Consider the following 11,203-nt stretch of genomic DNA (forward strand, 5'->3'; position numbering starts at 1 on the left):
CTACTCACTGCTCGTCGAGTCGCGCGCTGCCCCTCCGGCAGCGACCGCGGCACCAACAACGGAGAACCTCCCTGTGGCCCACGTCCTTCAGAACGTCGTCTTCCCGCTCGATCGCGACCCCGATCTTCTCCCGCTGTACGCGGATCCGGAAACGTGGTCGGTGATCGAGGAGGAACCGGTCCGGGTCTCCAGCCGCGCGCACCTGGGCAACATCCTGGGACGGCACCGCGCCCGGATCGTGGCCGGTCGGCGCGTCTCCCTCGGCACCTACTTCAACGCCTTCCCCGCGTCGTACTGGCAGCACTGGACGAGCGTCCGCGAGGTGCAGCTCACGGTACGGACCACGGGGCCGGCGACCATCCTCGTCTACCGCTCCAACGGCGGCGGAGTCCGCCAGCGCGTGGCCACTCGCGAGGTCACCGGCGAGGCGACGACCTCGTTCGACCTCGACCTCACCCAGTACAGCGACGGCGGCTGGATCTGGTTCGACATCGTCGCCGACGAGAAGCCGGCCGTGCTCGAGGGCGCGGAGTGGACCACCGAGCAGGAGCCTGCCCGCACCGGGAAGGCCTCCCTCGGCATCACGACGTACAACAAGCCCGACTACTGCGTGGAGACCCTGAGGGCGCTCGCCTCCTCCCCCGATGCGCTGGAGTTCGTCGACCGCATCTTCCTCGTCGACCAGGGCACGCAGCTCGTCGCGGACCAGGACGGCTACGCCGAGGTCGCCGAGCGCCTGGGCGAGACGCTGCAGGTCATCCGCCAGGGCAACCTCGGCGGATCGGGCGGCTTCGCCCGAGCGATGCACGAGTCCCTGCAGCGCCCGGAGAGCGACTTCGTGCAATTGCTGGACGACGACGTCCGCATCGAGCCGGAGTCCCTGCGGCGCTCCATCGTCTTCGGTCAGTTCGCGACGACGCCCGTGCTCGTCGGCGGACACATGTTCGACCTCCTCGACCGCCCGAAGCTGCACGGCTGGGCGGAGGTTGTCGACGAGGGGCCGTTCATGTGGCGCAACCTCTACCAGGAGAAGATGCCGCACGACTTCGGCGTCGCCAACCTGCGCCAGTCGCCGCTGCTGCACATGCGGATGGACGCCGACTACAACGGCTGGTGGATGTGCCTCATCCCGCTCGACGCGGTGCGCAAGGTCGGGCTGTCCCTTCCCGCCTTCATCAAGTGGGACGACGCCGAGTTCTGCCTGCGTGCCGGCGAGGCGGGCTTCCCGACCGTGTCGATGCCCGGCGTCGCGCTCTGGCACGTCTCCTGGGTGAACAAGGACGACTCGATCGACTGGCAGGCCTACTTCCACGCCCGCAACCGGATCGTCGCCGGGCTCCTGCACTCCGGAGCACCCCGAGGCGGCCGCCTCATCGTGCACAGCCGGCGCGTGGATCTGAAGCACCTCATGATGATGCAGTACTACCCGGTGGCGCTGCGCAATCGCGCCCTCCGCGACGTGCTCTCCGGACCCGACCACATGCGCCGCAACCTGGCCACGGCGATGCCGGCCGCACGCGCCCTGGCCGCGGAATACCCGGAGACGGTGGTCCATCGCGATCCTGCGCGCGTGCTGCACTCGCGCCGCGGACGACAGGTCTACAAGCGGCTGCCGAAGAACGAGTTCGACAGTCCGACCGGCTTGCGACTGCGGATCTTCACGCTGAAGACGCTGCTCTCGCACTGGGTGCACCGCCCTGACCCGGCGAACATCGCTCGGCCGGAGGTGGAGTTCGGGAAGGGTGACGCACACTGGTGGCGCGTCCCGCTGTACGACAGCGCGCTCGTGAGCGCCGCCGACGGCTCCGGGAAGAACATCTACACGCGCGACCGCGCCAAGTACCGCCGCATGCTCCGAGACACCGTGCGTCTGCACGCTCAGCTGCGACGTCGATGGCCCGAACTGCAGCGTCAGTACCGGGAAGCACTGCCGGAGCTCGTCTCGCCCGAATCCTGGCAGCAGGTCTTCGAGGAGAAGGCATGACCACCGAGGCTCCTGCCTTCGATCCCTCTTCCGCCGCGATCGTCATCGTCACGTACAACCGCTCGCATCTGCTGACCGGCCTCCTCACGAGCATCACCGCGATGGATCCGAAGCCGGGCCACGTGATCGTGATCGACAACGCCTCCTCGGACGATACGACCGACGTGGTCGAGTCCTTCCGAGACGACATCGGCACCGACCTCGTGTATCGCCGTCTCGACGTCAACACCGGCGGGTCCGGCGGATTCAGCGAGGGCATGCGCACGGCGTACGACCTCGGCGCGCAGTGGATCTGGATGATGGACGACGACGTCGAGGTGCTCCCGGACGGTCTCGCCCGAATGGGCGCCTGGGCACCGCGCTTCAAGAGCATCCAGGGACGGCGCTACGACTACGACGGCAGCGAGTTCTACTGGCAGTACCGCATCGCGGAGCGCATGGGCATCCCGATCCCCTTCGCCCCTGCAGGCTTCGATTCCTCCGGCTACAAGGAGATGAACAGCGGCTGCTTCGAGGGGATGTTCATCCACCGCTCGATCGTGAAGCAGATCGGCCTCCCCGACCCCCGCTTCTTCATCTACTGGGACGACCAGATGTACGGGTGGCTGGCCTCGCGCCTGACCACCGCGGTCATCGTCGACGAGTTCGTGCTGCGCCGCACCCGCGAGATCCGGCAGTGGGACATGGGCATCCGGCACATGAACGCCTCGAGCAACGCCTACCGTTACTACATCATGCGCAACCGGGCCTTCATCAAGCAGTACTACCGGGTGCACGGCGTCTACAACCCCGTGCTGTTCGGTCTCGGGACGACGGCGACGTTCTTCAAGGAGCTGATCCGGCTCGTCTTCGTGGAGCGCACCGTCCGCGGCACGAGCAACCTGTTCCGCGGGCTCAGGGACGGCGGCCGCATCGGTCGCGATCGCACCTGGGAGCCGATGAGCCCCCTGGAGGCCTGACATGGACGAGCCGCAGCCCGAGGTACGGTGGGCCCCGCTTCCCCCCGCGCCGAAGCGCACCGGCCGGGTGTGGCTGATCGTCGGGCTGAGCGTTGCGGCGCTCGCGATCGTCGGGGTCCTGCTGTTCTTCCTGTTGCCGCGCGATGGTGGCCCCGAGCCCGCCGGCAGCGCGAGTCCGTCTCCGACGGCAAGCCCGTCCGAGACGTCCGCTCCCACGCCGACCGCCACGTCGGCCCCGTCCGCGACCCCGGACCCGACTCCGATCACGACCGCGCCCCCGGTCGGCGACCCGACGGTCGAGGTCTTCCGCGACAAGGTGTCCGGGTGGCTGAACTCCGCTGACCGGGGACTCGACATCATCGCGGGAGCGAGCGGCCAGGACGCGCTTCCTGTCGTGGATTCGCTCCAGCAGGACGCGCAGCGCCTGGGCGACGCACTGCCGCCGTCGTCCATCCAGGACCCCTGGCGCTCCGGCGTGGAGACCTACGCGCAGCGCCTCGCAGCACTGCGAGCGGCGATCGAGAGCGGCTCCGGAGTGTCAGGGGCGATCGCCGATGCACGCTCCGCCGCGGCAGATCTGCGCGGCCTCGTCGGCCTCTGACACTCCGGGTCGGTGCGTCGTCTCAGACGGAGTAGTCCGCGTTGTAGCGGTCCAGGACGTCCTTGATCGGGGCGTCCATGGCGAGCGTGCCGCGATCCAGGTACAGCCCCCTGGTGCAGAACCGGCGCAGGTCGCGCTCGTTGTGACTGACGAAGAACAGCGTGCGGCCGTCCGAGAGCAGTTCGTCGATGCGCTTGTAGCACTTCTCCCTGAAGGCCTTGTCGCCGACCGCGAGCACCTCGTCGACGAGCAGGATGGGTTCATCGAGCTGGGAGACGACGGAGAACGCCAGACGCACCTTCATGCCGTTCGAGAGGTGCTTGTAGGGCGTCTCCTCGAATCCGGCGAGTTCGGCGAAGGCGATGATGTCGTCGTACCGACGGGCGACCTCGTCCTTCGACATGCCGTGCAGTCCGGCGGTCAGGCGGACGTTCTCCCGGACCGTGAGGTCGCCGACGAATCCGCCGGTAATCTCGATGAGCGGGGCGACGCCCCCGTTCACGCTCACCGTGCCCTCATCGGGCAGGAGGACACCGGCCACGAGGCGGAGCAGCGTCGACTTGCCCTGCCCGTTCCGACCGACCACGCCGATCGACTCACCCGGGTGCACGGTGAAGGAGACGTCGCGCAGCGCCCAGAACTCGCCGGGACGCGAGCGCCGGGACGCTCCTGCGAAGAGGTCCTTGAAGTTCCGCTGCCCGCGACGGTTGCGGCGGAAGCGCACGCCGAGGTTCTGCACGACGATAGCGGCGTCCATCACAGCTCCTTCAGGACGGGGCGCTCGAGACGTCGGAACGCCCAGACGCCGAGCGCGAGGATCAGCAGGCACATCACGGCGCTGACGGTGAGCGTGAACGGGTTCCACTGATCGGGGAAGAACGGCATGCGGTACAGCATGAAGATCCCCGCGAGCGGATTGAAGGCGCCGAGGGTCTGGAAGATGCCGGGCAGATCCGTGACGTTGTAGATGATCGGTGTCGCGTAGAACATCGCACGCAGAATGAGGGCGGTGGTGCGCTCGAGGTCGGTGTAGAGCACGCACAGCGGAGCGACGAGCAAGCCGAGCCCGACGAGCAGCACGGTCTGCATGAGGATGGCCACCGGCACCCATAGCACGCCCCAGCCGATCTGCACGACCTGGTCGGCATGACTCTCGAACAGGAGGTTGATGACGATGAACAGCACCAGCACCGGCAGGGAGAACAGGAACTCCATGCCCTTGCTGAGGACGATGCGGTTCACCCAGATGGAACGAGGGATCGACGTCGAGCGGACGAGGCGGGCGTCCTTCTTGAACGCCCGGGTGAAGTCCGACACCGAGCTGTTGAACCACACCCACGGCAGCAGCGCACTGATGAGGAAGATGATGTACGGCTGCTCGCCGACGTCGCGGCTGAACACCTGCGTGAACACGAACCAGTAGATCGCGCTCATCACCAGCGGGTCGAGAACCGACCACACGTAACCGAGGAAGCTGGTCGCATACCGGACCTTGAGGTCGCGCGCGGACAGCAGCCACAGCGAATGCAGATAGCGCCGGGGCGTCCCGGGCGCCCCGACAGCAGCGTGACTCACGATTCCGAGTCTAGGAGAGAGTGTTGTTCCAGAGCGACAGCGCCGACCCGATGGCCATATGCATGTCGAGGTACTGGTACGTGCCGAGGCGACCGCCGAAGTGGACGTCCTTCTCCCCCTTCGCGAGCTCGCGGTACGCCAGCAGGCCCTCGCGGTCGGCCGGGGTGTTCACCGGGTAGTACGGCTCGTCGGCGCGCTCGGCGAACCGGGAGAACTCCCGCATGATCACGGTCTTCTCGGACTCGTAGACGTCCTTGCGCTCCGGATGGAAGTGCTTGAACTCGTGGATGCGCGTGTACGGCACGTCCATGTCCGGGTAGTTCATGACGCTGGTGCCCTGGAAGTCGCGGACGTCCAGCACCTCCTGCTCGAAGTCGAGCGTGCGCCAGCTCAGCGCCCCCTCGGCGTAGTCGAAGTAGCGGTCGACGGGACCGGTGTAGACCACCGGGACCTGACCGACGGTCGCCTTCTTGTTCAGCGGCTGGGACTCGTCGAAGTAGTCGACGTCCAGCTTCACCTCGATGCGGGGGTGGTCGGCCATCCGCTCGAGCCACGCCGTGTAGCCGTCCGTGGGCAGGCCCTCCCAGGTGTCGTTGAAGTACCGGTTGTCGTAGGTGTAGCGCACCGGGAGCCGGCTGATGATGTCTCCGGAGAGCTTCTGCGGGTCCGTCTGCCACTGCTTCGCGGTGTAGTCGCGGAAGAACGCCTCGAACAGCGGGCGGCCGACGAGGGCGATGCCCTTCTCCTCGAAGTTCGTCGCGGACTTCGCATCGAACTCGCCCGCCTGCTCCTTGACGAGAGCGCGAGCCTGGTCCGGCGTGTACGCGGCCTGGAAGAACTGGTTGATCGTCCCCAGGTTCACCGGCATCGGGAAGACGACGCCCTTGTGGGTCGTGTAGACGCGGTGCACGTAGTTCGTGAACGACGTGAAGCGGTTGACGTACTCCCACACCGTCGCGTTCGACGTGTGGAACAGGTGCGCACCGTAGCGATGCACCTCGATCCCGGTCTCGGGCTCCGCCTCGCTGTAGGCGTTGCCGCCGATGTGCGAGCGGCGGTCGATGACGGTCACCGTGCGGCCCGCTTCCGCGGCGCGCTCGGCGATGGTGAGGCCGAAGAAACCCGACCCGACGACGAGAAGATCCATGTTCCCCATCGTATCGGGGCGCGCCTGGGAGGTCGGGTCACCGGGCCGATCAGGCCGCAGCGCCCACCACGATCCGCGGGGTCCCCGCCCAGCGAGCCGCATCCGTGGCGTTGCGCCCGTCGACGAGCAGCCGGACCCCCGGCAGGTCCGCCGGCGACACTTCGCGGTAGTCGGCGTGATCCGTCTGCAGGATCACGAGGTCCGCCTCGCCGCCGAACTCGTACGCGTCGAAGCCGAGGCGTCCGAGCTCCTCGTCGCTGTACAGCGGATCGTGCACCACGACCTGCGCGCCGCGGTCCTGGAGAGCTTTCACCGTCGGGAACACGCCGGAGAACGCCGTCTCCTTGACGCCGCCGCGATAGGCGGCCCCGAGCACGACCGCTCGCAGACCGCTCAGGTCACCGAGGATGCCTTCCGCCTGCGCCACCAGGCGCTCCGGCATGGAGGCGTTGAGCTGGCGCGCGACGCGCACGATGTCGGCGTCGGGGTCGGTGGACAGGTACAGGCGGGGGTAGACCGGGATGCAGTGTCCGCCGACGGCGATGCCGGGGCGGTGGATGTGGCTGTACGGCTGCGAGTTGCAGGCCTCGATCACCTTGTAGACGTCGATGCCGTGTGCAGCGGCGAACAGACCGAACTGGTTGGCCAGACCGATGTTCACGTCGCGGTACGTCGTCTCGGCGAGCTTCGCCATCTCCGAGGCCTCCGTCGTTCCCAGGTCCCACACACCGTTGGGGCGAGGGAGGTCGGGACGCTCGTCGAACTGCAGGACGGACTCGTAGAACTCGCGGGCGCGACGGTTTCCCTCGTCGGACAGCGCGCCGATGAGCTTCGGGTACTTGCGCAGGTCAGCGAAGACCCGCCCGGTGAGCACGCGCTCCGGCGAGTAGGCGAGGAAGAAGTCCGTGCCCTCCGTCAGGCCGGAGCCCTCTTCGATCATGGGCTTCCACCGGTTCCGCGTCGTCCCCACGGGCAGCGTCGTCTCGTACGACACCAGGGTGCCGGGCGTGAGGTGCTCGGCGAGCGATCGCGTCGCCGAGTCCATGTACTGGAAGTCCGGCTCCCATGTCTCGTCGTTCACGAACACGGGTGCGACGAGCACGACGGCGTCGGCTCCCGGGATCGCCTCGGCGTAATCGGTCGTGGCGCGCAGACGGCCGGAGGGGACGAGCTCCTGCAGCTTCTCCGCCAGGTGGGCCTCACCGGGGAACGGCTCCTGCCCGGCGTTGATGATGTCGACCGCCTTCTGGTTGACATCGACACCGATCACATCGTGACCGGAGGAGGCGAACTGGACGGCGAGGGGAAGCCCGATCTTTCCGAGGGCCACGACGGCGATACGCATGGGGTCCAGTCTATGGGGCGATTCGGCGGATGATGCCCGCGCGCGACAGACCCCTCGGAAGGGGGAGCACCGTCATGATCGGCGTGCGAAAGACCGGCGCTGGCGCACCACCCACCCGACGATCGGCACGGCAAGGATGCGGCTTCGCAGGGTTCTCTGATAACGCCGACGAGCACCCTCGTCGAACGCGGCGCCGAGGTCAGGGTGCTCCATGCGGATAGCGCTCGCGATCGCATGGAAGGCGCGGTCCCGCTGCGCTGTGAGCATCTCCTGCGCCCGCCCGCTCGCATCGTCGGCGGTCCACCGGGAGAGAAGAGCGTCGTATGCCTGCAGCTGTTTCCAACGCGACTCGACCGACCAGTACTGGCCCCCTGCCGCATCCCGGATACCCGATGGCCGGTACGCACCTTCGGCGACGGTGGGCAGCGCGAGCCAGGTGCAGCGTTCGCCAGCCAGCATCAGGCGCATGGCGATGTGCACCTGCGGGTATACGAGGGCGTCGACCTCCTCGGCCTCCGCTCGCTCCGCGAGCTCCCCCAGCGCGGGCAGGCAGTCCTCCACGCGATACACCAGGCCCGGCGCGTGCGCGGATGCCGCGAGGAAGTCCCTGGGGGCGATCGCCCCGGTGAACGAGCGTCCCCGGGAAACTCGCCCATCTCTGAGGAACTGGGGAGAGACGAAAACGGGGGCGTGGTCGCTCAGGTATTCCACAAGGGCTCGGATGTTCTCCATCAGGACACGGTCGTCATCGGCCGTGAGCATGAGGTACTCGGTCTCGCACTCGCGGAACAACCTCGCAAAGGTGCCTGCGTAACCCAGATTCTCCGGGTTCCGCAGCACGCGGACCCTGTCGACGACCGCCGGATCTGCGCGCAGGCGCTCAGCGGCGTCGTCGGTTCCCCCGTCGTCGATGACGACGATGTCGACCAGTTCAGAATCCTCGTGCGCCAGGATCTCCGTCACGGTCTTCCTGACGTCCTCGGCGCGGTTGTAGGTGGGGATCCCGATAGTCAGAAGCACGGCCGAATCGTATCGCAGAACCACATGGCCACGCTGGCGCCCTGCGCCGAGTGCTCAGCCGCCGAAAGCCGCGACGATCGCGTTCACCGCGCGTGTCGCGGCATGCCCGTCGCCGTACGGGGCCGCCTCGGTCGCTTCGGGCGCCGGCCTCGTCAGTGCGGCGGTGATCTCCTCCGCGGAGTTCGCCAGCACATTCCATCCGAGATCGACCGTCTCCACCCACTCGGTCTCACGCCGGACTGTGGTGCACGGCACCCTCAGCAGGAAGGCCTCCTTCTGCAGGCCTCCGGAATCAGTCACGACGCCGGCGCTCGAGAGAACCGCGGCGATCAGCTCCGGGTACGCGAGTGGATCCCGCGTTCGCAACGCGCCCGCGTCGAGGGCGATGCCGTGCTCGGCCGCTTTGGCGCGCACGCGCGGATGTGCCAGCAGGATCACCGGTTTGTCCGCGGCAGCCAAGGCCGCAACGACTTCGCGCAGCCGCTCAGGGCTATCCGTGTTCTCGGCGCGGTGAATGGTGGCCACGTAGTACTCCCCCGGACCACTGATGTCTGCAGCGTCGGTCGAGCCCTCGCGGATCACAGCATCACGAACCTGGAACAGCACGTCGGTCATGACGTCGCCAACCAAGACCGACCGCGCGGAGAGTCCCTCCTCTGCGAGGTGCCCCATCGCCACTTCAGTGGGTGCGAGGCAGAGATCGGCGGAATGGTCGGTGAGTACACGGTTGTGTTCCTCGGGCATCGCCCTGTTGAAGGACCGCAACCCTGCCTCCAGATGCGCCACGGGGTAGTGCAGCTTCACCGCGCTGATGGCCGCCGCGAGCGTGGAATTCGTGTCGCCGTAGACGAGGACACTGTCCGGCTCGAAACGCGCAAGCACCTCATCCATCTGGGCGAGCATCGCGCCCGTCTGAACACCGTGCGAAGCGGAACCGACACCCAGGTGCGCGTCCGGCTCGGGGATGCCGAGGTCGCGGAAGAAAACGTCCGAGAGCATCGGGTCGTAGTGCTGGCCGGTGTGCACGATGACGTGCTCGTGGCCGGCAGCCTGCATGGCGTGGGCGATGGGGGCGAGCTTGACGAACTGCGGGCGCGCGCCCACGACACTCATGATCTTCACGACACCCATCCTAGGCAAGCCGCTGTGGGGCGATGCGCGCGGACAGGCTGTCAGATTGCGCGCGCCGCGCCGAGCAGGTGTGCGCTGAACGCGGAGTAGTTCGCGTCGCTCGACCATGCCCGCTTCCAGTGCGCGATGCTCGCCTCCACGTACCGTCGGTAGTCATCCGTCTCCGCAGCGGTCAGCAGCTCGAGTCGGTCGGCGATCTCCTCGGCGGTCGGCGTAGCCGGGAGCAGTCCGTCGAACATCCCGCCATCGACGTCGATCAGTTCGCTGTTGCCCCCGACGTCCGTGGCGATCACGGGGAACCCCTGTGCGAGTGCCTCCATGATCGACACGGGAACCCCCTCCGATTCGGAAACGTTGACGAACACACCGCCCGGCTGTGCTGTGTACTGCGCGCGGACTTCGTCGTTGGTGAGGTCGCCGAGGAACTCGAAGGTTCCGGACTCCAGGTGTTCGCCCGCCTGTCTCTCGACAGCAGCGGCATACTCCCCGCCCCCTGAGCCGATGTGGGTCCAGGTGACCTTCAGCCCCCGACGCTGCGCGACGGCAAGCGCCTGTATGAGCAGCGGGATGCGCTTCACCGGCACCAGGTAGGCGCAGGTGTACACCTTCAGCGGGTGTTGCACCACGTTGCCTGCCGACCTCGCCGGTGCGACACCGAGATGGCCAGTCTTGATGCGGTCGGCGTAGTCCGGGTACTTCGTCCGGAGGTAGTCCGCCCCGTGCTCTGAAGCGGTGAAGACCTCCGAGACGCTGGAGAGGAGCAGCTCGCGCTGAGGCAGGAAGTCGCCAGGGCTACGCTCGGAGAACACGTCGTAGCCGTGTGCGCGGCTGATCACCGGCACCGTCCGACTGCCCAACCGGTCAGCCAGTCGCACCGCCGTCCGCGCCGGCACCATCATCCAGTAGCTGTACAACACGGCGCGCGTTCCAGGAGCGAGCCGCGCGCGGACCGGTGCTGCCACCTCGTCGGCGACCGTGCAGGCGAGCAGATCGAGACGGAGGTCTACGAAGATCCGCCGCGGATGGGGGAAGGATCGCAATGCGCGCCCGAAAGCCGCCGCGGCTCTGACGGGGTGCCGGACCACATAGCGAAGAGCTCTCCGGATGCCAGCCTTCGCCGTGCTGACGGCTTCGGGGAGGATCACCTCGACGTTCTCGGGAGTCGCCCGTCTCCGTGTCTGTCCGACGCTGCGGACGACCGGGATGAGGAGCACACGATCGAATGCCGCCGCGAGGTGGCCGATCTCCGATTCGAGGAACTCCTCGCCGGGGGCGAACGGGAAGCAGTTCGTGAGGAGGATCAGGCAGGTCTCCGAAGCCTGCTCTCTGGCGGCGGCGTGGCGCATCGGACTCCCGTCGGTTCAGCTGCCGTCCATCCTCGCACACGGGTGAAGAGCGACGCCTCCGCGTCTCTGCGCACGCCCACAGATCCGCCCGAATG

10 protein-coding genes are annotated in these 11,203 nt (G+C 67.5%); 3 read left to right on the plus strand and 7 right to left on the minus strand.

Annotated features, from left to right (window positions below):
- Positions 1-73 precede the first annotated feature (73 nt).
- The 3 genes from ACIGJI_RS04120 to ACIGJI_RS04130 are packed head-to-tail and all read left to right on the plus strand — an operon-like array spanning position 74 to position 3,544.
- Positions 74-1,984 (plus strand): glycosyltransferase, encoded by a 1,911-nt coding sequence (locus ACIGJI_RS04120; protein ID WP_187663716.1) that lies wholly within the window; start codon positions 74-76, stop codon positions 1,982-1,984.
- On the plus strand, positions 1,981-2,943 hold the full coding sequence (locus ACIGJI_RS04125) for a glycosyltransferase family 2 protein (RefSeq protein ID WP_187663715.1): 963 nt from the start codon (positions 1,981-1,983) through the stop codon (positions 2,941-2,943). Before ACIGJI_RS04120 ends, ACIGJI_RS04125 begins: the two co-directional genes overlap by 4 nt.
- A gap of 1 nt (position 2,944) precedes the next feature.
- Positions 2,945-3,544, plus strand: a complete 600-nt coding sequence (locus ACIGJI_RS04130) for a hypothetical protein (RefSeq protein ID WP_259953201.1) — start codon at positions 2,945-2,947, stop codon at positions 3,542-3,544.
- 22 nt (positions 3,545-3,566) lie between these two features.
- On the opposite strand, the gene ACIGJI_RS04135 is transcribed toward ACIGJI_RS04130, so the two are convergent.
- The 7 genes from ACIGJI_RS04135 to ACIGJI_RS04165 form a co-directional block, all read right to left on the minus strand.
- The gene (locus tag ACIGJI_RS04135) at positions 3,567-4,301 is read right to left on the minus strand and encodes an ABC transporter ATP-binding protein (RefSeq protein WP_268776544.1); all 735 of its coding nucleotides are present in this window, start codon (positions 4,299-4,301) and stop codon (positions 3,567-3,569) included.
- The gene (locus ACIGJI_RS04140) at positions 4,301-5,119 is read right to left on the minus strand and encodes an ABC transporter permease (RefSeq protein ID WP_259953200.1); all 819 of its coding nucleotides are present in this window, start codon (positions 5,117-5,119) and stop codon (positions 4,301-4,303) included. The genes ACIGJI_RS04135 and ACIGJI_RS04140 overlap by 1 nt, the downstream gene beginning before the upstream one ends.
- Positions 5,120-5,129: 10 nt before the next feature.
- Positions 5,130-6,266, minus strand: coding sequence for a UDP-galactopyranose mutase (gene glf, locus ACIGJI_RS04145; RefSeq protein ID WP_187663711.1), 1,137 nt, complete (start codon positions 6,264-6,266; stop codon positions 5,130-5,132).
- A 49-nt stretch (positions 6,267-6,315) separates the two neighbouring features.
- Positions 6,316-7,611, minus strand: coding sequence for a nucleotide sugar dehydrogenase (locus ACIGJI_RS04150; RefSeq protein ID WP_259953199.1), 1,296 nt, complete (start codon positions 7,609-7,611; stop codon positions 6,316-6,318).
- 72 nt (positions 7,612-7,683) lie between these two features.
- Entirely contained in the window at positions 7,684-8,631 is a 948-nt protein-coding gene (locus ACIGJI_RS04155; protein WP_187663709.1) for a glycosyltransferase family 2 protein, read from the minus strand.
- Between the two features lie 54 nt (positions 8,632-8,685).
- Positions 8,686-9,753: a non-hydrolyzing UDP-N-acetylglucosamine 2-epimerase gene (wecB, locus tag ACIGJI_RS04160; RefSeq protein WP_363445910.1), complete on the minus strand. Its 1,068-nt coding sequence runs from the start codon at positions 9,751-9,753 to the stop codon at positions 8,686-8,688.
- Positions 9,754-9,803: 50 nt separating this feature from the next.
- Positions 9,804-11,108: a glycosyltransferase gene (locus ACIGJI_RS04165; protein WP_363445908.1), complete on the minus strand. Its 1,305-nt coding sequence runs from the start codon at positions 11,106-11,108 to the stop codon at positions 9,804-9,806.
- Between the last annotated feature and the right edge of the window lie 95 nt (positions 11,109-11,203).

This window comes from Microbacterium sp. NPDC064978 (assembly GCF_044543605.1).
Classification (GTDB): Bacteria; Actinomycetota; Actinomycetes; order Actinomycetales; family Microbacteriaceae; genus Microbacterium; species Microbacterium meiriae.

Coding starts and splice junctions, on each gene's coding strand:
- glf (WP_187663711.1), bottom strand. CDS start 6,266: ATGGATCTTCTCGTCGTCGGGTCGGGTTTCTTCGGCCTCACCATCGCC.
- ACIGJI_RS04150 (WP_259953199.1), bottom strand. CDS start 7,611: ATGCGTATCGCCGTCGTGGCCCTCGGAAAGATCGGGCTTCCCCTCGCC.
- ACIGJI_RS04165 (WP_363445908.1), bottom strand. CDS start 11,108: ATGCGCCACGCCGCCGCCAGAGAGCAGGCTTCGGAGACCTGCCTGATC.
- ACIGJI_RS04130 (WP_259953201.1), top strand. CDS start 2,945: ATGGACGAGCCGCAGCCCGAGGTACGGTGGGCCCCGCTTCCCCCCGCG.
- ACIGJI_RS04135 (WP_268776544.1), bottom strand. CDS start 4,301: ATGGACGCCGCTATCGTCGTGCAGAACCTCGGCGTGCGCTTCCGCCGC.
- ACIGJI_RS04125 (WP_187663715.1), top strand. CDS start 1,981: ATGACCACCGAGGCTCCTGCCTTCGATCCCTCTTCCGCCGCGATCGTC.